Raw genomic sequence first — 19,909 nt, 5'->3', positions numbered from 1 at the left:
ATGAAATCCCGGCAAGCTTTCATCGCATCACAAGGGCGTGAGGCGGGAGTATGAGGGGGCTGAGGCGTCAGCCCTGTGGAAATTACTTAGTCAATGACCTTTGCCATGTCATAGCCATATAGGCTAGATAGGGGAAGGTTTCGAGATTTTCCTGATATCCGAAGGACAAAGCGTGTCGACGAGCCACTTCCGTTTGTTTGCCGTTTTGCGGCCGTTGCGTTTCGCGGTCGCCGCGACTGCCGGTTTGCTGGCCTCCATTCCGCTCGCTCACGCCAATCCGCATATTCTCGTCGACGCGCAGACCGGCCGGGTGCTCGAGCATGAAGAAGCCTTCCGCAAATGGTATCCGGCCTCGCTCACCAAGCTGATGACCGTCTATACCGTGTTCGACGCCATCCGCGCCGGCCAGATCAGCCTCGATACGCCTGTCGTCATGAGCAAGCGCGCCGCCGCGCAGCCGGCCGCCAAGATGTATTTCAAGCCGGGCCAGAAGCTGACGCTCGACAGCGCGCTGAAGATCCTGATGGTGAAATCGGCCAACGACATCGCCGTTGCGGTCGCCGAAGCCATCGGCGGCACGCAGGAAGGCTTCGTGACGCGGATGAACGGCGAGGCGCTGAAGCTCGGCATGACGGATTCGCATTTCGTCAATCCGAACGGCCTGCCGGGCAAGGGGCAATATACGACGGCGCGCGATCTCGCGGTGCTGACGGTGGCGCTGCGCCGCGATTTTCCGCAATATGCCAGCTATTTCGCGCTTGAGGGTTTCACCAACGGCCAGCAGAACGTCCCGAGCCTCAACATGCTGATCGGCCGCTTCGCCGGCGCCGACGGCATGAAGACCGGCTTCATCTGCGCCTCGGGCTTCAACCAGATCGGTTCGGCGACACGCAACGGCCGCACCATCGTCTCGGTCGTGCTCGGCACCGACAGCCTGGCGGCGCGCGCCGATGCGACGGCGAACCTTCTGCAGAAGGGCTTCACCACGCAGTTTCCCGGCAATGAAACGCTGGGGTCCCTGCGGCCCTACGGGCAGGGACAGGACCAGGTCACCGACATCTCCGCCGACATCTGCAGCGCCAAGGGCGCCAAGATACGCAGCGAAACGCGCGACGAGGTCGGCCGCATGCGGGTGCAGTCGCCCTATATCCTGGAAATGGACCACGATCCGCGCTTCGTCTTTGCCGGCCTCATTCCCGGTCAGGATCCGCAGCCGGCGGCACAGCCGGAAAAGGTGGCGACCGGCGATACGGCCGGAGGCATCGCCAACGTGCCGGTGCCGATGCCGCGTCCGACATCTTTCTAAGATCAGCTTTTAAGGTCAAACGACATGAGCGCGCTCAACGACAGGATTCCGGTCACCATCCTGACCGGCTTTCTCGGCGCCGGCAAATCGACGCTGCTCAACCGCATCCTCAAAGATCCGGCAATGAAGGATGCGGCCGTCATCATCAATGAATTCGGCGATGTCGGCATCGATCATCTGCTGGTCGAAAGCTCCGGCGATTCGATCATCGAACTGTCGGACGGCTGCCTCTGCTGCACCGTGCGCGGCGAACTGGTGGATACGCTGGCAAATCTGATGGATGCCGTGCAGACGGGCCGCGTCAAGCCGGTGAAGCGTGTCGTCATCGAGACGACGGGGCTTGCCGACCCCGCCCCGGTCATGCAGGCGATCATGGGAAATCCGATCATCGCCCAAAATTTCGAGCTCGACGGCGTCGTGACCGTGGTGGATGCGGTGAACGGGCTGCAGACGCTCGACAATCACGAGGAAGCGCGCAAACAGGCCGCTGTCGCCGACCGGCTGATCGTCTCGAAAAAGGCGATGACCGCGGCAACCGACGGGCTGGAAAAACGCCTGCGGGCGCTCAACCCGCGCGCCGCGATGATGGATGCCGACAGCACTGAGGCGGGCAGCGCCGCGGTGCTCGTCAACGGGCTCTACGATCCGGCGACCAAGATCGCCGATGTCGGCCGTTGGCTGCAGGACGAGGATGCGCATGAGGCGCATCTCCATCACGACCACGGTCGTGATGGAGATCACGACCACGCTCATCACCATGGTGGGGATCACCACGGCCATCACCACCATGATCATCACAATCATGATCATGATGGCGATCACGCGCATCAGGACCCGCACGACGTCAACCGTCACGATGCCTCGATCCGCTCCTTCTCGATCATCGAGGAAAAGCCGATCGATCCGATGGCGCTCGACATGTTCATCGATCTCTTGCGCTCGGCCCATGGCGAGAAGCTGCTCAGGATGAAGGCGATCGTTTCCGTCTCCGACCGGCCGGACCGGCCGCTGGTGCTGCATGGGGTGCAAAGCATCTTCCATCCGCCGGTGCGGCTTGCCGCCTGGCCGGATGCCGGCGACCGGCGCACACGCATGGTGCTGATCACCAAGGACCTGCCGGAGGCCTTCGTCAGGGATCTGTTCGACGCCTTTCTCGGCAAGCCGCGCATCGACATGCCGGATCGTGCGGCGCTGTCGGACAATCCGCTCGCCATTCCCGGTATGCGGATTTAAAGCATGTCGCGCAAAAGTGTGCAGCGGTTTTGCGGCAACGACATGCGTAAAAACAAAGAGCTAAAGCGCGAGGAGCGAGTCTGAAAGATCGCGACGCGCTTTAGCCCTTTTTAATCAGGAAGCGGTGGCCGGTTTCGGTCTTTTCGGTCTCGACCAGTTCGTGGCCGTCCTCATTGCAGAAATGCGGCATGTCGATCACCGCCAGCGGGTCGGTGGTGTCGACGCGGATGAGCGTACCGCTTGCCATGGCGGCAAGCTTCTTGCGTGTCTTGATCACGGGGAAGGGGCATTTCAGGCCGCGAAGATCGTAGAGAACGGGGTTCAAGCCGTTCAGTTCCGCGCCCAGAATTTCCAGAACGGCTTCTTTGCTGCGGCCTCAGCGGTTTCCTGCGGTTCGGGCGCCGTATAGGCCAGCGGGTTCGGCATCGGCACCGGCACGGCCGCGGGCGTTGCGATGGCCGCGGGCGTCGCGGCGGCGACGGCCATTGGCTGCGTCTGCGGCTGGGCGGCGGCTGCAGGCATGGCGCCCGGCGCTGATTTGGCGGCGAGGCCCTGAGCGGTACGCTTGGCCATCAGGTCTTCGAGTTCGGCAACCTTGACCATGCGGCCGGCTTCCAGCGAGGTGCCGGTCGGCGCATAAGCGAGTTCGCGGCCTTTGCGCGTCTTGGCGACGACGGCCTTGCGCTCGGCTTCGGAGGGGTCGTACCAGGCCATGCCGTCGAATTTGCCCATCGCCTTGGCATAATCGGCATCATAGGTCTTGCCGTAGGCGGAAAGGGCTGCCGTCAGCGCCGGCGGCGTCGACATGGCAGGGCATTTGCCGGCGGCATTGAAGGCGCCGCCATCGGTTGCCTGCTGGTTGAAGACATATTTCTTCTCGCAGACGGCCACCTCGGGCGGGCGCTTCGTCACTTCGAAATTGTCGTAGCCGACCTTCAGCATCTTCCAGAAGTCGTAGCTCGAGTCGAGCCGATGCTTGACCATGTTTTCCGCCGTCATGCGGAAGGGGAAGGCCTGCAGCTGCACCGTCGCCTGGCCGCCCTTGAAGGCGTCGCGGGCAAAGGCGTAAATTTCAAGCACCTGCTGGTCGGTCATCGAATAGCAGCCGGAGGACGAGCAGGCGCCATGGATCATCAGATCGGAGCCGGTGCGGCCGTTCGCCGCGTCATAGCGGTTCGGGAAGCCGGTGTTGATCGCCAGATAATATTTCGAATTGGGATTCAGGTTGGCGCGCGTCAGGTCGTAGAAACCTTCCGGCGCCTGCCGGTCGCCGGTCTTGACCTTCGGGCCGAGGCGGCCGGACCAGGCGCAGATCTTGTAGTCGGCGATCTTGTCGAAACGGTTGTCGGTCTTCGCCTTCCAGATCTCCATGGCACCTTCTTCCTTGAAGATGCGGATCATGATCGGCGAATTGCGGTCCATGCCCTTGGCAGACATGGCCGTGAGGATATGGGCAGGGAGCGGCTGCTCGACCTTGTTCTTGACCTTGGAGAGATCGACCTGCGCGGTTTCCAACGCGTCATTGCAGCCGGTCAGAGCCAGCGCCATGAGGGAAACATAGGCAAAATAACGTATGCGCATCCAAATTAGCCCATAAAGATAATGCGACCCGGTCCGCCTATGGAGTTCGGGCATCAGACGGAATCATAGACGGCTTATACTTTATAAATCCTTACCAGCCTATGACGTGCCCTGAACATCCCCGCAAGCGCGAATGCTACAGATAATATCAATGTGGCCAAGATTTGGCCCCAATCGCTGAAAGCCGAACTTGTCTCGGACATGATGCCGAAAAGTCTCAGCGATTTTCTAAAGCGCGTCGCGATCTTTCAGATTCGCTCCTTGCGCTTTAGCTCTTTGTTTTTGCGCATGTCGTTGCCGCAAAACCGCTGCACACTTTTGCGCGACATGCTTTAGAGATTGCGGCCCATATTGAGGAACTTCTGGCGGCGCTCGTTGCGCAGCTGTTCGCCGGAACGGGAGGCCATTTCGCCGAGCGCATTGGCGATCACATCGCCGGTCGCGGCGATGACGCTGTCGGGATCGCGATGGGCGCCGCCGAGCGGCTCGGAAATGATGCCGTCGATGACGCCGAGCGATTTCAGGTCTTCGGCGGTGATCTTCATATTGGTCGCCGCTTCCCGGGCGCGGGTGGAATCGCGCCAGAGGATGGAGGCGGCGCCTTCCGGCGAGATGACGCTGTAGATCGAATGCTCGAGCATATAGACCTTGTTGCCGGTGGCAATCGCGATGGCGCCGCCCGAGCCGCCTTCGCCGATGACGACGGAAACGAGCGGAACCTTGACGCCGAGGCACATTTCCGTCGAACGGGCGATCGCTTCGGCCTGGCCGCGCTCTTCGGCGCCGACGCCGGGATAGGCGCCTGCCGTATCGACCAGCGAAATCACCGGCAGGCCGAAACGATCGGCCATCTCCAGGATGCGGATCGCCTTGCGGTAGCCTTCCGGCCGGGGGCTGCCGAAATTATGCTTCAGGCGGGTCTTGGTGTCGTTGCCCTTTTCCTGGCCGACGACGGCGACGGGCTGGCCGCGGAAGCGGGCAAGGCCCGCCTGGATCGCGGCATCCTCGGAAAATTTGCGGTCGCCGGCGAGCGGCGTGAATTCCTGGAACAGCGTCTTGGCGTAGTCGACGAAATGCGGGCGCTGCGGATGGCGGGCGACCTGGGTCTTCTGCCAGGGATTGAGCTTGGAATAGATCTCGACGATCGCCTCGCGGACGCGAACCTCCAGCCTGCCGATCTCATCGGTGGTGTCGATGCTCTCGTCTTCCGTTGCGAGCTTCTTCAGCTCGATGATCTTGCCTTCGAGGTCGGAGATCGGCTTTTCGAAGTCGAGATAATTGTGCATGAGGTGCGTTTCCGTTCCTTGTGCCCGGGGCGTTTTCCTGGCTCCGCCCTTTGTCGCCGGTCCTATTCGTGCTTTTTCGCCTGTTTGGCAAGGGGGTGATGCGTCTGGACGAGCTGCTGCAGCCTCTCTTCGAGCACATGCGTGTAGATCTGTGTGGTCGAAATGTCCGAATGGCCGAGGAGTTCCTGCACGACGCGCAGGTCGGCGCCATTGGCGAGCAGATGGCTGGCAAAGGCGTGGCGCATGACATGCGGCGAGATCATCGACGGCGTCAGGCCGGCGCGGATCGCCAGGTTCTTCAGGTCGCGGGCGAAAACCTGGCGCGGCAGATAGCCCTCCTTCGAGGCGGCTGGAAACAGCCATGGGCTTTCCTGAGGGGCCTTCGCCGCGGCACTTTCCGCCGCCAGCAGGCGCCCATAGGATTTCAGCGCGGCTATCGCCGATTGCGACAGCGGCACCAGCCGCTCCTTGTTGCCCTTGCCGCGGATCATCAGGAAACGGCCTTCCTGATCGAGCACGCGGGCGGGAAGCGAAACCAGTTCGCTGACACGCATGCCGGTGGCATAGAGCAGCTCCAGCAGCGCCAGCATGCGCAGGCGCTGCAACTGGCCGGGCGTCGCATCGCCTGCCTCGGCCTCGGCCTGTGAAAGCAGCTTGCCGACTTCCTCGACGCCCATCGTCTTCGGCAGCGGACGGCCCTTCTTCGGCGCGTCGAGAATGCCGGTGGGATCATCGGTTCTCAGGCCCTCGGCATAGAGGAACTTGTAGAATTGCCGCATGGCGGCAAGCCGGCGCGCCTGGGAAGAGGGTTTGAAACCCTTTCGGGCGAGCGAGGCGAGATAGGCGGAAAGATCGGCGGAAGCGGCTTCGGTCAGCCGCACGCTGCGCCCGGTCAGGAACGAATGGATATCCTCGAGGTCGCGTTCATAGGATTGCAGCGTGTTGGCGGCCGCGCCGCGCTCGGCGCTCATCATCTCCAGGAAGGATTCCACATGGACGCGGCTCAGATCCACCATGCCGGTCACTTCCTGGTCGTGCCAATCGCGCCCGTCGCCGGCGGATTGACCCGCTCGGACGGAATGCGGATCGTCACGTCGCGCGGCTCGGGCTCGACGAAGGTCACAAGCGCCCACATCGCTCCGTAGACCGTCCCGGCGAGGATCGCGCAGACGAACAGAAAACGGAACAGGGTCGGCATCCGGCAACTCCTTCATGCTCTGCTTCTGTTATAAGAAGCGTATCTGCAAGTGCAAGAAGCGCTATTCAAGCCATGATTCCCTTGTCCGCGACTTGACGCTCCATCTGCATTTGTCGATACGGTTTGCAAACAAAGTGTGAATGGACCGATGAGTGAACCACTGCTGACCGTTGCTGACAGCCTGAAAGACAGAGCTCGCGCCGCGCTCGGTTCACGCAATCTGATCCTCGTCGGGCTGATGGGTGCGGGAAAATCCGCTGTGGGGCGCATCGTCGCCAGCCAGCTCGGCATTCCCTTCATCGACAGCGACCACGAAATCGAGCGGGTGTCGCGCATGACGATCCCCGAACTTTTCGCGGCCTATGGCGAGGAAGAATTCCGGGCGCTGGAAACGCGGGTGATGAAGCGGCTCGTCAGGAGCGGCCCGCGGGTCGTCTCCACCGGCGGCGGCGCCTTCATCAACGAGCGGACGCGCAGGCACATCAAGAAGGGCGGCGTTTCCGTCTGGCTGAAGGCGGATCTCGACGTGCTCTGGGAGCGGGTCAACAAGCGCGACAACCGGCCCTTGCTCAAGACCGAAAACCCTAGGCAGACGCTCGAAGGCCTGATGAACGCGCGCTACCCGATCTATGCGCTGGCCGACCTCACCGTGCTCTCGCGCGACGTGCGCAAGGAAATCATGGCCGACGAGGTGCTGCAGGCGCTGATCGAAGCCCAGAAGGAAAATGCAGCCTCATGAATGCGATACCCTCCGCCGCCGTCCAGACTGTGCATGTGCCGCTCGGCGAGCGCGCCTACGATATCCTGATCGGGCCGGGGCTGATCGCGCGGGCCGGCGCCGAGATCGCCTCCCGCCTCAAGGGGCGCAAGGCGGCTGTCGTCACCGACGAAAATGTCGCGCCGCTCTATCTCAAGGCGCTCGTCGCAAGTCTCGATGAAGCGGGCATCGCCTCGGCCGCGGTCGTCCTGCCGGCCGGCGAGAAGACCAAGAGCTTCGAACATCTGATGACTGCCTGCGACAAGGTGCTCGAAGCCCGCGTCGAGCGCAATGATTGCGTCATCGCGCTCGGCGGCGGCGTCATCGGCGACCTCTCGGGATTTGCGGCAGGGATCGTGCGGCGCGGCGTGCGCTTCGTGCAGGTGCCGACTTCGCTGCTGGCGCAGGTCGATTCCTCCGTCGGCGGCAAGACCGGCATCAATTCCCGCCACGGCAAGAACCTGATCGGCGTCTTCCATCAGCCGGATCTGGTTCTGGCCGATAGCGACGTGCTGAATACGCTGAGCGAGCGCGAATTCCGCGCCGGCTACGCCGAGGTCGCCAAATACGGGCTGATCGACAAGCCGGATTTCTTCGCCTGGCTGGAAGCCAACTGGAAAGCGGTTTTTGCAGGCGGCTCGGCCCGCATCGAGGCGATTGCCGCCAGCTGCCAGGCGAAGGCCGATGTCGTCGTTGCCGACGAGCGCGAGAACGGTCAGCGGGCGCTGCTCAATCTCGGCCACACGTTCGGCCATGCGCTGGAGGCGGCGACCGCCTATGACAGCGCCCGCCTCGTGCATGGCGAAGGCGTCTCGATCGGCATGGTGCTGGCGCATGAATTTTCCGCACGGATGAACCTTGCGAGCCCGGACGATGCGCGGCGCGTCGAGGTGCACCTCAAGGAGGTCGGCCTGCCGACCCGCATGTCCGACATTCCGGGCGAGCTGCCGCCGGCCGAGGTGCTGATGGATGCGATCGCCCAGGACAAGAAGGTCAAGAGCGGCCAGCTCACCTTCATCCTGACGCGCGGCATCGGCCAGTCCTTCGTCGCCGACGACGTTCCGGCCTCCGAGGTGATCAGCTTTCTCAGGGAAAAACACCCCTGATGACCGTCGAAGGCGCTCTGGCATTTCTTGCGACATATTGGCCGGAGATCCTTTCGATCACGGCGCTCGTGCTGATGTCCGCCTTCTTTTCCGGCTCGGAAACGGCGCTGACCGCGGTTTCGCGCAGCCGCATCCATACGCTTGAGGTCAACGGCGACGAACGCGCCGGTCTCGTCCGGCAACTGATCGAGCGGCGCGACCGGCTGATCGGCGCGCTGCTGATCGGCAACAATCTCGCCAATATCCTGTCCTCCTCGATTGCCACCAGCCTGTTCCTCGGGCTGTTCGGCAGTTCCGGCGTGGCGCTGGCGACGCTGGCGATGACCGTCATCCTGGTCATCTTCGCCGAAGTGCTGCCGAAGAGCTGGGCGATTTCGACACCCGACCGTTTCGCGCTTGCGATCGCTGTTCCCGCCAGGCTCTTCGTTCTCGTCGTCGGCCCGATTTCCTCCTTCGTCAATGCGATCGTCCGCCGGATCCTGGCATTGTTCGGCATCAACCTCTCGCGCGAGGTATCGATGCTGACGGCGCATGAGGAGCTGCGCGGCGCCGTCGACCTCCTGCACCGCGAGGGATCGGTGGTGAAGGCCGACCGCGACCGCCTCGGCGGCGTGCTCGATCTCAGCGAGCTCGAACTGTCGGATATCATGGTCCACCGCACGGCGATGCGGGCGATCAACGCCGACGATCCGCCTGAGGCGGTGGTGCGCGCCATTCTTGAAAGCCCCTATACGCGCATGCCGTTGTGGCGCGGCACGATCGACAACATCATCGGCGTCGTCCACGCCAAGGATCTATTGCGCGCACTGGCCGAGCCGAACATGGAGCCGCAGAACCTCGATATCGTCAAAATCGCGCAGAAGCCGTGGTTCGTGCCCGACAGCACCAATCTCGAAGATCAGCTCAACGCCTTCCTGCGCCGCAAGCAGCATTTTGCCGTCGTCGTCGATGAATATGGCGAGGTGCAGGGCATCGTCACACTGGAGGATATTCTCGAGGAAATCGTCGGCGATATTTCCGATGAGCACGATATCGAGATCCAGGGTGTGCGCCAGGAGGCCGACGGTTCCGTCGTCGTCGACGGCGGCGTGCCGATCCGCGACTTGAACCGCGCGCTCGACTGGCACCTGCCCGACGAGGAGGCAACGACGATTGCCGGCCTGGTCATCCATGAATCGATGACCATCCCGGAAGAGCGCCAAGCCTTCACTTTTTACGGCAAGCGCTTCGTCGTCATGAAGCGGGAAAAGAACCGCATCACCAAGCTGCGCATCCGCCCGGCCGGGGAAGACGGCGCAAAACCGTCCTGACCCGGCTTGGATTGCGGGTGATCAGTCTCCATATAGGCTAAGCTACCAGCGGGTCGGCTCGCCGGGTGCTGCCGGTTCGAGGGCCAGCGCATGCAGGCCGGCATCGAGTTCCGGTTTCAACAGGTCGGTGATCGCCCGGTGGCGCGCCAGCCGCGACAGGCCGGCGAATTTTGCCGAAACGATCCGCACCCGCATGTGGGTTTCGCCGGTGCCAGTGATATCGGGCTGATGGCCGGCATGCAGGTGGCTTTCGTCGATGACGCTCAGGCGTTCGGGCGCGAAGGCTTCGACTAGTTTTTCTTCGATGCGGGTTCGCAGGGTCATCATTCGGTCTTGCTGCTTCGCGAAAAGGGTTCCCACCAAGCCAGCAACAAACCCGTTTGTCAATTCTTGTTGTCGCGTCGCGACAGCCTCATAATTAGCGCCGTCATGACACTTGATTCAAAATACTTCGATAGCATCCGAACACGCCGCAAACGCCAGCCGGAGGCAGAGCAGGCGCCGCCTACCTGTCAGTGGGACGGCTGCGACAAGAAAGGCTTGCATCGCGCTCCTGTCGGACGCAATGCGGAAGGCCAGTTCTTTTTGTTCTGCTTCGAGCACGTCAAGGACTACAACAAGGGCTATAATTATTTCTCCGGTCTGTCGGACGGCGAGATCGCCCGCTATCAGAAAGAGGCGATCACCGGCCACCGGCCGACCTGGACCGTCGGCGTCAACAAGTCGGCGAAGGACAGCCCGTTGCATTCGGAGGTGCGCTCCGGCGCCTATACCCGCGTTCGCGATCCCTTCGGCTTCGTCAAGGAAGGCGGCAAGGGCAGCGGGCCGCGTTTTCCGCAGGCGCGCAAACTGAAATCGCTGGAAAGCAAGGCCTTCGATACGATGGGGCTCGACGCCAGTGCGACCTCGGCGGAGATCAAGAGCCGCTACAAGGAACTGGTCAAGAAGCACCATCCGGATGCCAATGGCGGCGACCGCGGCTCGGAGGAGCGTTTCCGCGCCGTCATCCAGGCCTATCAATTGTTGAAGCAGAACGGTTTTTGTTAATTCCCGTCCTTGCTCTTGGGCTTCAATCGGGTATGGTCCAAATCGGCTGAGGCCGCAGGCAAACGCGGCTCATATTTGTGCGTTTTCCCGACATCGCCTCCGCCGACCTTCCGGACGCGGCGTTTCTTGTCCGGGACTCTTTCAAGAATGCTCGCATGCGGACATCATCCCGCCGAGGTTTCGTTTCAGTCCCGGAGAAGTATCGCCGACGTTCCGACCTGGACGGGCGCGGAATTAAATCGCGGCGTCACGGTTGCGACATGGCCTGAGACAGTATGGCCGGGTGGCATCACCCGCCTTGGAGACATGATGAGCAAGATCGACCTTGATATAGCAGAACTGCCCGATACCACCGTTTCGGTCCGCGAGACCTTCGGCATCGATTCCGACATCCGCGTTCCCGCCTACAGCAAGGGCGACGCCTATGTGCCTGATCTCGACCCCGACTACCTCTTCGACCGCGAGACGACGCTCGCCATTCTCGCAGGCTTTGCCCATAACCGCCGCGTGATGATCTCCGGCTATCACGGCACCGGCAAATCCTCGCATATCGAGCAGGTGGCGGCGCGGCTCAACTGGCCCTGCGTGCGCATCAACCTCGACAGCCATGTCAGCCGTATCGATCTGGTCGGCAAGGACGCGATCGTCGTCAAGGACGGGCTGCAGGTCACCGAATTCAAGGACGGCATCCTGCCCTGGGCCTATCAGCACAATGTCGCGCTGGTCTTCGACGAATATGATGCCGGCCGTCCCGATGTGATGTTCGTCATCCAGCGCGTGCTGGAATCCTCCGGCCGCCTGACGCTGCTCGACCAGAGCCGCGTCATCCGGCCGCACCCTGCCTTCCGGCTGTTTGCGACCGCCAATACGATCGGCCTCGGCGACACCACCGGCCTCTATCACGGCACGCAGCAGATCAACCAGGCGCAGATGGACCGCTGGTCGATCGTGACGACGCTGAACTATCTGCCGCATGATCACGAAGTGAACATCGTCGCCGCCAAGGTGAAGAGCTTCGGCAAGGACAGGGAAGGCCGCGAGACCGTGTCGAAGATGGTCCGCGTCGCCGATCTGACGCGCGCTGCCTTCATGAACGGCGATCTCTCCACCGTCATGAGCCCGCGGACCGTCATCACCTGGGCCGAGAATGCCGAGATCTTCGGTGATCTCGCCTTCGCCTTCCGCGTCACCTTCCTCAATAAGTGCGACGAGCTGGAGCGTCCTCTGGTCGCCGAGCACTATCAGCGCGCCTTCGGCGTCGAGCTGAAGGAAAGTGCCGCCAATATCGTTCTCGGAGCCTGAGACCGACCGATCATGGCAGCTCGCGGTGACAATTCGAAAGCAAAGCCCGGCGCGCCCGTCGACGTCGAGCCCTTGCGCCGGGCGATAACCGGCTGCGTGCGCTCGATCGCCGGCGACGGCGATGTCGAGGTGACCTTCGCCAATGAACGGCCGGGGATGACCGGCGAGCGCATCCGGCTGCCGGAGCTTTCCAAGCGGCCGACGGCGCATGAGCTGGCGGTCACCCGCGGGCTCGGCGATTCCATGGCGCTGCGCCTTGCCTGCCATGACGAGAAGATGCACGCGACGATGGCGCCGCAGGGCTCGGACGCCCGGGCGATCTTCGATGTCGTCGAGCAGGCGCGTGTCGAATCGATCGGCGCGCTGCGCATGGAGGGCATGGCGTCGAACCTGCGCTCCATGACGGAAGAGAAATATTCCAAGGCGAATTTCACCGGCATCGAGCGCCAGGAAGACGCACCGGTCGGCGAAGCCGTCGCGATGATGGTGCGGGAGAAGCTGACCGGCCAGCGCCCGCCTGAAACCGCCGGCAAGGTGCTCGACCTCTGGCGCGGCTTCATCGAGGACAAGGCGGGAGCCGAACTCGACAATCTGTCGGGCGCGATCAACGATCAGCAGGCCTTCGCCAAGGTTATCCGCAACATGCTGTCGGCCATGGAAATGGCCGAGGAATACGGCGACGACGACAGCGACGCCGACAATGACGACCAGTCGGATCAGGAAGACCAGCCGAGCGGCGACGAGCAGGATCAGGACGAGGTCGACGAGGATGCCGGCACCGATGCCGCCCCGGTCGAGGACAGCGAAGTCGCCGACGAGCAGATGGAGGACGGCGAGACCGAAGGCGCCGAAATTTCCGACGACGACATGATGGAAGAGGGCGAGGACGATTCGGAAACGCCGGGCGAGACCCGCCGTCCGAACACGCCTTTCTCCGATTTCAACGAGAAGGTCGATTATCACGTCTTTACCGAAGAGTTCGACGAGATCATCACCGCCGAGGAACTCTGCGACGCGGCCGAACTCGAGCGCCTGCGCGCTTTCCTCGACAAGCAACTGGCGCATCTGCAGGGCGCGGTCGGCCGCCTGGCCAACCGGCTGCAACGCCGCCTGATGGCGCAGCAGAACCGCTCCTGGGATTTCGACCTGGAAGAGGGCTATCTCGATCCGGCCCGGCTGCAGCGCATCATCATCGATCCGATGCAGGCGCTTTCCTTCAAGATGGAGCGCGACACGCAGTTCCGCGACACGGTCGTCACGCTGCTGATCGACAATTCCGGTTCGATGCGCGGCCGGCCGATCACGGTTGCTGCCACCTGCGCCGATATTCTCGCCCGCACGCTGGAGCGTTGCGGCGTCAAGGTCGAGATCCTCGGCTTCACCACCAAGGCCTGGAAGGGCGGGCAGGCGCGCGAAAGCTGGCTTGCCGGCGGCAAGCCGCAGACGCCGGGACGCCTCAATGATCTGCGCCACATCATCTACAAATCGGCCGATGCGCCTTGGCGGCGGGCACGCGCCAATCTCGGGCTGATGATGCGCGAGGGGCTGCTCAAGGAAAATATCGACGGCGAGGCGCTGATCTGGGCGCATAACCGCCTGCTCGCACGCCGCGAGCAGCGCCGCATCCTGATGATGATCTCGGACGGCGCGCCGGTCGACGATTCGACGCTGTCGGTCAATCCGGGCAATTATCTCGAGCGGCACTTGCGCGCCGTCATCGAGCAGATCGAGACGCGTTCGCCTGTGGAATTGCTGGCGATCGGCATCGGTCACGACGTGACGCGCTACTATCGCCGCGCCGTGACCATCGTCGATGCCGACGAGCTCGCCGGCGCGATGACCGAGCAGCTCGCATCGCTGTTCGAAGATCAATCGACCCAGCCGCGCGGCGGCCGGCTCCGTCGTGCCGGCTGACGCGGCTGAAGGAAACATGGTTGGTAAGCGCGTTCGCCGTGCGGCGTTGATCGCTTTCTGCATCGCCGCCGGCGCTTGCCCCGCATGGGCCGGCGACGTGCCGGTCATTAGCCGGCAAATCTCCGATTTCAAGATCGGCTCTTCGCAGACGACGTTCGGCTCGCTGGAATTTCTCGGCGGCCTGGAGATGGTCTCCAGCAAAGCGCTGTTCGGCTCGCTCTCCTCCATCCGCTTCCGGCCGGATCAAAAACATTTCGTCGTGGTGCTCGACACCGGCCAGTGGCTGACCGGCAGTGTCGAACGCGACGTCAAGGGCAGGCTTTCCGGCCTTGCCGATGTCGAGATCACCCCGATGAAGAACAGCGCCGGGCGCAGCTTCGAGGGCAAGGGGCATATGGATGCCGAGGGCCTGGCGCTGGACGGCGACCGGATCCTGGTCTCCTTCGAGCAGGATCACCGCGTCGATGTCTACCCCGATCCGGGTTTTGCCGAATCGAGCGCGATCGCTACTTTGCCGATCCTCATTCCGCGCAAGATGCTGAGCGAGAACCGCGGCATCGAGACCATCACCGTCGCGCCCGCATCGAGCCCGCTCAAGGGCGGCGTGGTCATCGTCTCCGAACGCGGTCTCGACAGCGACGGCAACCGGCTGGCGGCCATTCTGAGCGGGCCGCTGAAAGGGCGGTTTACGGTCGTGCGCGACGGCAGCTTCGACGTCACCGATGGCGCCTTCCTGCCGAACGGCGACCTGCTGCTGCTGGAGCGCCGCTTCAACATGGCCGAAGGCATCGGCATGCGTCTTCGGCGCGTCAAGGGCGCCGATATCAGGCCCGGGGCCGTCGTCGACGGCGAACTGCTGCTCGAAGGCAATTTCAACTCGCAGATCGACAATATGGAAGGGCTCGACGCCTTCCAGGCCGCCGACGGCACCACCCATCTCATTCTGGTGTCGGACGATAATCATTCGATCCTGCAGCGCAACCTGATGCTGGAATTCCGGCTCTCGGAGCGACCGGCGTCAAATTGACGTCATATGCCTCGGCTATCTCGCCTGCTGCACGGGGAAGCTGTTTCGGAGACGATCATGGTGCGCATTCATGTCATGGGCGCGTCCGGTTCCGGCACGACATCGCTCGGTCTTGCGCTCGCCGACAGGCTCGATATCGCCCATCTCGACACCGACGACTTCTTCTGGCTGCCGACCGATCCGCCGTTCACGATGCCGCGGGATGCCGATCAGCGCATCCAGCTGCTGCTCGAGGAGACGGGCCGGCCCGGCGGCTGGGTTCTATCAGGATCGGCGCTGAAATGGGGCGGGCCGCTCGAGCCGCTTTATGATCTGATCGTCTTCCTCAGGATCGAGCCGGAGCTTCGGATGATGCGCATCCGCGCCCGCGAGACCGCCCGATACGGAGACAGGATTGGGCCGGGCGGCGACATGGAAGTGAAAAGCGGGCAATTCCTCGCATGGGCGGCAAGCTACGATACGGCCGGTCCCGAACGCCGCAGCCTGGCAGCGCATGAGCAATGGCTGGCAACGCAGATGGCACCGGTGCTGCGGCTCGATTCATCGCTTGAGATCGACGAGCTGGCGGCGCAGGTTGTTCTGCATCCTGCCATCGCCGCCGGAGCGGTCCGGCGGCGTCGGTAGTTAGCTCAGCTGGCGCGGGCCGCCTGCATCGGCCGCAGCACGTTCATCAGCGCGCCATAGGGCAAGAGCATGACGAGGCCGACGATCATCTTGACGGCGAAATCGCCGAGCGCCCAGGAGATCCAGCGCGGCGCCTCAGCGGCGAAAACGCCGAGGACAGGGGCTGCCTCCAGCGCGAAGGGCTCGTTCGGGCCGAGGAAGACGAAAAACGCGGCGAAGGACAGCGAGAAGAACATCACCGTATCGAGCGCCGAGCCGATCAGCGAGCCGACGAGCGGGGCGCGCCACCAGGCCTGGCGGCGAAGGCGGTTGAAGACGGCGATATCGAGCAGCTGCCCGGCGAGATAGGCCGAGCCGGAGGCAATCGCGATGCGCGGCACCGAGGTGAAGAAGGACAGCGTCACGCCGACAACGAAGCCGGCAAGGACGACCTTGCGGGCGGCCTGCGGGCCGAACTGGCGGTTGGTCAGATCGGTGATCAGGAAGGCGACCGGATAGGAAAAGGCGCCCCAGGTCAGGATGTCGGCCAGGTTGATGCCCGCGACTTCGGCGTTCAGCGGAAACTGGACGAGGAAATTGGAGGCGACGACGACGAGCGTCATCAGTGCGACATAGGCAATGGTATAGCGGGTCTTCAGCATTTTTTTATCCTGGGTGATGCCACCAGTTGGAGAGACGGACCGGCAAAACAAAAGGCTTGACCGGAGGTCATCCGTGCAAGCCTTTCGAAGCCGTATGAAAGAAGAGCAGAAGCTTAGGCAGCAACAGCCGCTTCGGCGGTCTTCTTGACGATCTGGCGGCGCAGCAGGCGTGCGCGCATCGACAGCTCGGTTTCGCTGGCCTTGAGCAGGAAGGCATCGAGGCCGCCGCGATGCTCGACCGAGCGAAGGGCAGCAGCCGAAACGCGAAGACGGTAACGCTGGTTGAGAGCGTCGGAGATCAGCGTGACCTGGCACAGGTTCGGCAGGAACCGGCGCTTGGTCTTGTTGTTGGCATGGCTGACATTGTTACCAGTCAGGACGGCCTTGCCGGTCAATTCGCACACGCGGGACATGGAACACCTATTCTTGTTTTTGTCGGCCATCGAATTGCCATCCCCGGTCAAAACCAGGCGCGCAATCCAACGGGCATGATTGGAAAGTTGCGGTTCTATAGTCAGGCAGGCCGCGCGCGTCAAGCCAAACCTTGGACTTTCCCGCAATTCCGTCAAAAAGCTGCTGTTTTCTTCGCTTCACGGCAGGAGTATAGAGCGCCGTAGCAAAGGCTGCCGGCGCGCGGCAAGACAAGGCTTCACTCATGGCTCATTCGGGCAGACGGATTTTCATTTCGGCCATCGCAGCGTTTTTTGCCATACCGGCATCGGCGGCCGAAATCCAGCATCGGACGGAATATCGGGTGACGCTTGCCGGCCTGCCGATCGCGCGCGCCGCCTTCCTGACCAAGATCGAGGACGATCACAGTTATAAGATCGCCGGCAGCATCAACTCGGCCGGGCTTGCCGATCTGATCACGACGATATCGGCCAAAACCAGCGTCACCGGCGTCGTGCGCAACGACAGGCTGCAAGCGCAGAATTATTCGCTCTACTACAAGAGCGGCAAGAAGGCCCGGGTCTACGAGGTCAGCTACCGCAACGGCGACATTGTCTCGGCGACGACGACCCCGCCGCCGAAGCGGCCGAAGAACTGGATCGACGTGACGCCGCGCGACATGCGCTCGGTGCTCGATCCGATCTCCGGCCTGGTCTTCACCGGCGACACCAAGGTCTGCTCGCAGACGCTGCCGATCTTCGACGGCGAGACGCGCATGGATCTGGTGCTGTCGCCGAAGGGCGATGAGGATTTTTCGACCAACGGCTTCAAGGGCAAGGCCACCGTCTGCGGCGTCCGCTTCGTGCCGCGCTCGGGCTACAAGAAGGGCCGCAAGGATATTGTCTATCTGAGCAAGAGCGACCGGATGGAAATCTGGTTTGCCAAGTCTGACGCGGCAAATGTATATGCTCCGGTCTATGTGCGCATTCCCACCGAATATGGAATGGTGACGATCACTGCCGTCAAATACGGCAGCAGCTGACGGAGGTCATCCTCCGGCAAAGGGGGACGGGTGAAGCTTCGCGCGACGTTGATCGGTTTTACCGCCATTTTGATGTGGTCGTTCCTGGCGCTGTTCACGGCCGCCTCCGGCCAGATGCCGCCGTTCCAGCTTTCGGCGGTCTGCTTTGCGGTCGGCAGCCTTCCCGGCCTCGCCGTGCTGATCCTCAATCCCTCACGCTTGGCGCTGCTGAAGCAGCCGGCCAAGGTCTGGCTAACCGGCATTTCCGGCCTGTTCGGCTATCATTTCCTTTATTTCACCGCGCTCAGAAACGCGCCGGCGGTCGAGGCGGGGCTGATCGCCTATCTCTGGCCGCTCTTGATCGTCGTCGGCTCGGCCTTGCTGCCGGGCGAACGGCTGCGCTGGTATCATGTGGCCGGCGCTCTGGCCGGGCTTTGCGGCACCTTCCTGATCGTCGGCCGCAACGGCATCGATTTCAACGGCGCCTATGCCGTCGGTTACACCGCCGCTTTCCTCTGCGCCTTCACCTGGTCCGGTTACTCGCTGCTGACCCGGCGTTTCGACGCCGTCTCCACCGATGTCGTCACCGGTTTCTGCCTGGCGACCTCGATCCTGTCGCTCTTCTGCCATCTCGGCCTGGAGACGACCGTCTGGCCGGCCACGGGTTTCGAATGGCTCGCCGTCGCCGGGCTCGGCCTCCTGCCGGTCGGCGCCGCCTTCTATGCCTGGGATTACGGCGTCAAGAACGGCGATATTCAGATCCTCGGCGCGGCAAGTTATGCCGCACCGCTGCTGTCGACGCTGATCCTGACGCTGTTCGGCTTTGCCGAGCCGAGCTGGCGCATCGCGCTCGCCTGCCTGCTCGTCACCGGCGGCGCGGCGCTCGCCGCCCGGGAGATGTTCCGCCGCAAGATCCAGCCGGCCGTGGCGGCGGAATGATTTCAGCCGCCGGGCGTCCAGCCCGGCGAGGCCATCTCGAAGCTCGAAAATTCGAAGCCGGGCGAGACGGTGCATCCCACAAGGGTGAAATCGCCGAGGCTTTCGGCCGATTGCCACCAATTGGCGGGAACGATCGCCTGCGGCCGCTCGCCGGCCGCCAGATCGGTTCCGAGCGTCAGGGTCTCGCTTGCCGTTCCGTCTTCAGAGCGGTGCAGCGAAAGCGGCGCGCCGGCGTAATAATGCCAGACCTCCACCGCGTCATGGACGCGATGCCAGTGCGAACGCTGTCCCCTGGTCAGGAGGTAATAGATCGCCGTCGAATGGCCGCGTTCTCCGCCTGCCATATCGCGGAAGGTCTCGGCGTACCAGCCGCCTTCCGGATGCGGCTGCATGGCGAGTGCGCGGATGATGTCCTCGGGCGACATCAGAAATTGTCCTTGCGCTTGCGGATCTCGGCAAAGACTTCTTCATTGGTCTTGCCTTCCATCAGCAGATTGCGGCGGATCGCCGGATCGGCGGCGCGCAGGAAGGGGTTGGTTTCCTTTTCCAGCCCCAGCGTCGTCGGGATGGTGAATTTGCCGTCGGCGCGCAAGGCCTCGATCTCGGCGGCGCGGCTCTTCAGCCGCTCGTTGCCGGGGTCGACCGTCAGTGCGAAGCGGGCGTTGGACAAAGTGTATTCGTGACCGAAATAGACGGCGGTCTCATCGGGCAGCACGGCAAGCTTCTGCAGCGAATGCCACATGTCGGCCGCCGGGCGTTCGAACAGCCGGCCGCAGCCGAGCGCGAACAGCGTGTCGGCGGCAAAGAGCAGCTTGTCGTCGACGAAGTGATAGCAGATATGGCCGGCGGTGTGGCCGGGTGTCTCGATGACGTTGATGGTGTGATCGCCGAAAAGGAAGCTGTCGCCATCGGCCATCGTCCGGTCGAGCCCGGGGATGGCGATCGCCTCGTTGATCGGGCCGATGATCTCGCAGCCGAACTGCTCCTTCAGCGCCAGGTTGGCGGCGACATGGTCGGTGTGGTGATGGGTGGTGAAGATATGGGTGATCTTCCAGCCGCGGCGTGCCGCCGCCTGCAGGATCGGCGCCTCCTCCGGCGCGTCGATCGCCGCGGTAAATCCAGTTTCCGGGTCGTGGACGAGAACGCCGAAATTGTCGGTGCGGCAGAGAAAAACGTCCAATTCCAAAGGTTTCATCGTGCAATAGTCCCTTGTCATGCGAGTCTCGC

23 protein-coding genes are annotated in these 19,909 nt (G+C 62.9%); 12 read left to right on the top strand and 11 right to left on the bottom strand.

Translation table 11 applies throughout. From position 1 onward, the window contains the following. Window positions 1-172: 172 nt before the first annotated feature. Together BBJ66_RS31910 and BBJ66_RS31905 are read left to right on the top strand one after the other, a co-directional pair. Window positions 173-1,306 (top strand): D-alanyl-D-alanine carboxypeptidase family protein, encoded by a 1,134-nt coding sequence (locus BBJ66_RS31910; protein WP_071093210.1) that lies wholly within the window; start codon window positions 173-175, stop codon window positions 1,304-1,306. Between the two features lie 24 nt (window positions 1,307-1,330). Continuing rightward, complete coding sequence (locus BBJ66_RS31905; RefSeq protein WP_071093207.1) at window positions 1,331-2,539, top strand: CobW family GTP-binding protein; 1,209 nt, start codon at window positions 1,331-1,333, stop codon at window positions 2,537-2,539. 100 nt (window positions 2,540-2,639) lie between these two features. On the opposite strand, the gene BBJ66_RS31900 is transcribed toward BBJ66_RS31905, so the two are convergent. The 5 genes from BBJ66_RS31900 to BBJ66_RS35125 all read right to left on the bottom strand — a co-directional run bounded on the left by BBJ66_RS31900 (window position 2,640) and on the right by BBJ66_RS35125 (window position 6,604). Beyond that, window positions 2,640-2,864, bottom strand: coding sequence for a sulfurtransferase TusA family protein (locus tag BBJ66_RS31900; RefSeq protein ID WP_012559148.1), 225 nt, complete (start codon window positions 2,862-2,864; stop codon window positions 2,640-2,642). A gap of 5 nt (window positions 2,865-2,869) precedes the next feature. After that, the gene (locus tag BBJ66_RS31895; protein WP_071093205.1) at window positions 2,870-4,120 is read right to left on the bottom strand and encodes a L,D-transpeptidase family protein; all 1,251 of its coding nucleotides are present in this window, start codon (window positions 4,118-4,120) and stop codon (window positions 2,870-2,872) included. Between the two features lie 332 nt (window positions 4,121-4,452). Then, complete coding sequence (locus tag BBJ66_RS31885; protein WP_003589922.1) at window positions 4,453-5,406, bottom strand: acetyl-CoA carboxylase carboxyltransferase subunit alpha; 954 nt, start codon at window positions 5,404-5,406, stop codon at window positions 4,453-4,455. Window positions 5,407-5,468: 62 nt separating this feature from the next. After that, a complete protein-coding gene (gene xerD / locus BBJ66_RS31880) occupies window positions 5,469-6,422 on the bottom strand; it encodes a site-specific tyrosine recombinase XerD (RefSeq protein ID WP_071093201.1) in 954 nt (317 codons plus the stop codon). Between the two features lie 5 nt (window positions 6,423-6,427). Next, window positions 6,428-6,604: a hypothetical protein gene (locus BBJ66_RS35125; protein ID WP_167347748.1), complete on the bottom strand. Its 177-nt coding sequence runs from the start codon at window positions 6,602-6,604 to the stop codon at window positions 6,428-6,430. Window positions 6,605-6,752: 148 nt separating this feature from the next. On the opposite strand from BBJ66_RS35125, the gene BBJ66_RS31875 reads away from it, so the two are divergent. Genes BBJ66_RS31875 through BBJ66_RS31865 form a run of 3 tightly spaced genes read left to right on the top strand, consistent with a single transcriptional unit; the run spans window position 6,753 to window position 9,777 of the window. Further along, a complete protein-coding gene (locus tag BBJ66_RS31875; RefSeq protein WP_049732428.1) occupies window positions 6,753-7,343 on the top strand; it encodes a shikimate kinase in 591 nt (196 codons plus the stop codon). Beyond that, window positions 7,340-8,467: a 3-dehydroquinate synthase gene (gene aroB, locus BBJ66_RS31870; protein WP_071093200.1), complete on the top strand. Its 1,128-nt coding sequence runs from the start codon at window positions 7,340-7,342 to the stop codon at window positions 8,465-8,467. Before BBJ66_RS31875 ends, aroB begins: the two co-directional genes overlap by 4 nt. Then, window positions 8,467-9,777, top strand: a complete 1,311-nt coding sequence (locus BBJ66_RS31865; protein ID WP_082336798.1) for an HlyC/CorC family transporter — start codon at window positions 8,467-8,469, stop codon at window positions 9,775-9,777. Before aroB ends, BBJ66_RS31865 begins: the two co-directional genes overlap by 1 nt. Before the next feature lie 42 nt (window positions 9,778-9,819). On the opposite strand, the gene BBJ66_RS31860 is transcribed toward BBJ66_RS31865, so the two are convergent. Continuing rightward, complete coding sequence (locus BBJ66_RS31860) at window positions 9,820-10,104, bottom strand: BolA family protein (RefSeq protein WP_190238063.1); 285 nt, start codon at window positions 10,102-10,104, stop codon at window positions 9,820-9,822. Between the two features lie 102 nt (window positions 10,105-10,206). On the opposite strand from BBJ66_RS31860, the gene BBJ66_RS31855 reads away from it, so the two are divergent. From BBJ66_RS31855 to BBJ66_RS31835, 5 genes are all read left to right on the top strand, one after another. Continuing rightward, window positions 10,207-10,824, top strand: a complete 618-nt coding sequence (locus BBJ66_RS31855; RefSeq protein ID WP_049732431.1) for a J domain-containing protein — start codon at window positions 10,207-10,209, stop codon at window positions 10,822-10,824. A gap of 309 nt (window positions 10,825-11,133) precedes the next feature. After that, a complete protein-coding gene (cobS, locus tag BBJ66_RS31850; protein ID WP_049732432.1) occupies window positions 11,134-12,126 on the top strand; it encodes a cobaltochelatase subunit CobS in 993 nt (330 codons plus the stop codon). Window positions 12,127-12,138: 12 nt separating this feature from the next. Beyond that, a complete protein-coding gene (cobT, locus tag BBJ66_RS31845; protein ID WP_049732433.1) occupies window positions 12,139-14,040 on the top strand; it encodes a cobaltochelatase subunit CobT in 1,902 nt (633 codons plus the stop codon). Window positions 14,041-14,056: 16 nt separating this feature from the next. Beyond that, the gene (locus tag BBJ66_RS31840) at window positions 14,057-15,067 is read left to right on the top strand and encodes an esterase-like activity of phytase family protein (protein WP_071093198.1); all 1,011 of its coding nucleotides are present in this window, start codon (window positions 14,057-14,059) and stop codon (window positions 15,065-15,067) included. A 57-nt stretch (window positions 15,068-15,124) separates the two neighbouring features. Beyond that, a complete protein-coding gene (locus BBJ66_RS31835; protein WP_071093196.1) occupies window positions 15,125-15,691 on the top strand; it encodes an ATP-binding protein in 567 nt (188 codons plus the stop codon). 5 nt (window positions 15,692-15,696) lie between these two features. Here BBJ66_RS31835 and BBJ66_RS31830 read toward each other — a convergent pair whose 3' ends face one another. From BBJ66_RS31830 to BBJ66_RS34675, 3 genes are all read right to left on the bottom strand, one after another. Next, window positions 15,697-16,332, bottom strand: a complete 636-nt coding sequence (locus BBJ66_RS31830; protein ID WP_049732436.1) for a VUT family protein — start codon at window positions 16,330-16,332, stop codon at window positions 15,697-15,699. Window positions 16,333-16,445: 113 nt separating this feature from the next. Then, window positions 16,446-16,745: a 50S ribosomal protein L28 gene (rpmB, locus tag BBJ66_RS31825; protein ID WP_003589938.1), complete on the bottom strand. Its 300-nt coding sequence runs from the start codon at window positions 16,743-16,745 to the stop codon at window positions 16,446-16,448. A 7-nt stretch (window positions 16,746-16,752) separates the two neighbouring features. Next, window positions 16,753-16,989: a hypothetical protein gene (locus BBJ66_RS34675; protein WP_128146152.1), complete on the bottom strand. Its 237-nt coding sequence runs from the start codon at window positions 16,987-16,989 to the stop codon at window positions 16,753-16,755. Here BBJ66_RS34675 and BBJ66_RS31820 point away from each other — a divergent pair. Both BBJ66_RS31820 and yddG read left to right on the top strand, forming a co-directional pair. Continuing rightward, a complete protein-coding gene (locus BBJ66_RS31820) occupies window positions 16,988-17,764 on the top strand; it encodes a DUF3108 domain-containing protein (RefSeq protein WP_049732437.1) in 777 nt (258 codons plus the stop codon). The genes BBJ66_RS34675 and BBJ66_RS31820 overlap by 2 nt on opposite strands. Before the next feature lie 30 nt (window positions 17,765-17,794). After that, window positions 17,795-18,682, top strand: a complete 888-nt coding sequence (gene yddG / locus BBJ66_RS31815; RefSeq protein ID WP_071093195.1) for an aromatic amino acid exporter YddG — start codon at window positions 17,795-17,797, stop codon at window positions 18,680-18,682. 2 nt (window positions 18,683-18,684) lie between these two features. Here the strand turns inward: yddG and BBJ66_RS31810 are convergent, their stop codons facing one another. Beyond that, a complete protein-coding gene (locus BBJ66_RS31810; RefSeq protein ID WP_071093192.1) occupies window positions 18,685-19,107 on the bottom strand; it encodes a cupin domain-containing protein in 423 nt (140 codons plus the stop codon). Next, a complete protein-coding gene (gene gloB / locus BBJ66_RS31805; protein WP_071093410.1) occupies window positions 19,107-19,877 on the bottom strand; it encodes a hydroxyacylglutathione hydrolase in 771 nt (256 codons plus the stop codon). Before gloB ends, BBJ66_RS31810 begins: the two co-directional genes overlap by 1 nt. Window positions 19,878-19,909: the final 32 nt, after the last annotated feature.

Origin of the sequence: Rhizobium sp. RSm-3 (assembly GCF_001854685.1) — a bacterium.
In the GTDB taxonomy this organism is placed as follows: domain Bacteria; phylum Pseudomonadota; class Alphaproteobacteria; order Rhizobiales; family Rhizobiaceae; genus Rhizobium; species Rhizobium ecuadorense.
This window is presented reverse-complemented; position numbering and strand designations above follow the sequence as displayed.

What these genes read in the sequence shown, in the direction of transcription:
- BBJ66_RS31905 (WP_071093207.1), top strand. Translation starts at nt 1,331, where the DNA reads ATGAGCGCGCTCAACGACAGGATTCCGGTCACCATCCTGACCGGCTTT.
- BBJ66_RS31895 (WP_071093205.1), bottom strand. Translation starts at nt 4,120, where the DNA reads ATGCGCATACGTTATTTTGCCTATGTTTCCCTCATGGCGCTGGCTCTG.
- BBJ66_RS31885 (WP_003589922.1), bottom strand. Translation starts at nt 5,406, where the DNA reads ATGCACAATTATCTCGACTTCGAAAAGCCGATCTCCGACCTCGAAGGC.
- xerD (WP_071093201.1), bottom strand. Translation starts at nt 6,422, where the DNA reads ATGGTGGATCTGAGCCGCGTCCATGTGGAATCCTTCCTGGAGATGATG.
- BBJ66_RS35125 (WP_167347748.1), bottom strand. Translation starts at nt 6,604, where the DNA reads ATGCCGACCCTGTTCCGTTTTCTGTTCGTCTGCGCGATCCTCGCCGGG.
- BBJ66_RS31875 (WP_049732428.1), top strand. Translation starts at nt 6,753, where the DNA reads ATGAGTGAACCACTGCTGACCGTTGCTGACAGCCTGAAAGACAGAGCT.
- aroB (WP_071093200.1), top strand. Translation starts at nt 7,340, where the DNA reads ATGAATGCGATACCCTCCGCCGCCGTCCAGACTGTGCATGTGCCGCTC.
- BBJ66_RS31865 (WP_082336798.1), top strand. Translation starts at nt 8,467, where the DNA reads ATGACCGTCGAAGGCGCTCTGGCATTTCTTGCGACATATTGGCCGGAG.
- BBJ66_RS31860 (WP_190238063.1), bottom strand. Translation starts at nt 10,104, where the DNA reads ATGATGACCCTGCGAACCCGCATCGAAGAAAAACTAGTCGAAGCCTTC.
- BBJ66_RS31855 (WP_049732431.1), top strand. Translation starts at nt 10,207, where the DNA reads ATGACACTTGATTCAAAATACTTCGATAGCATCCGAACACGCCGCAAA.
- cobS (WP_049732432.1), top strand. Translation starts at nt 11,134, where the DNA reads ATGAGCAAGATCGACCTTGATATAGCAGAACTGCCCGATACCACCGTT.
- cobT (WP_049732433.1), top strand. Translation starts at nt 12,139, where the DNA reads ATGGCAGCTCGCGGTGACAATTCGAAAGCAAAGCCCGGCGCGCCCGTC.
- BBJ66_RS31840 (WP_071093198.1), top strand. Translation starts at nt 14,057, where the DNA reads ATGGTTGGTAAGCGCGTTCGCCGTGCGGCGTTGATCGCTTTCTGCATC.
- BBJ66_RS31835 (WP_071093196.1), top strand. Translation starts at nt 15,125, where the DNA reads ATGGTGCGCATTCATGTCATGGGCGCGTCCGGTTCCGGCACGACATCG.
- BBJ66_RS31830 (WP_049732436.1), bottom strand. Translation starts at nt 16,332, where the DNA reads ATGCTGAAGACCCGCTATACCATTGCCTATGTCGCACTGATGACGCTC.
- rpmB (WP_003589938.1), bottom strand. Translation starts at nt 16,745, where the DNA reads ATGTCCCGCGTGTGCGAATTGACCGGCAAGGCCGTCCTGACTGGTAAC.
- BBJ66_RS31820 (WP_049732437.1), top strand. Translation starts at nt 16,988, where the DNA reads ATGGCTCATTCGGGCAGACGGATTTTCATTTCGGCCATCGCAGCGTTT.
- BBJ66_RS34675 (WP_128146152.1), bottom strand. Translation starts at nt 16,989, where the DNA reads ATGAGTGAAGCCTTGTCTTGCCGCGCGCCGGCAGCCTTTGCTACGGCG.
- BBJ66_RS31810 (WP_071093192.1), bottom strand. Translation starts at nt 19,107, where the DNA reads ATGTCGCCCGAGGACATCATCCGCGCACTCGCCATGCAGCCGCATCCG.
- gloB (WP_071093410.1), bottom strand. Translation starts at nt 19,877, where the DNA reads ATGAAACCTTTGGAATTGGACGTTTTTCTCTGCCGCACCGACAATTTC.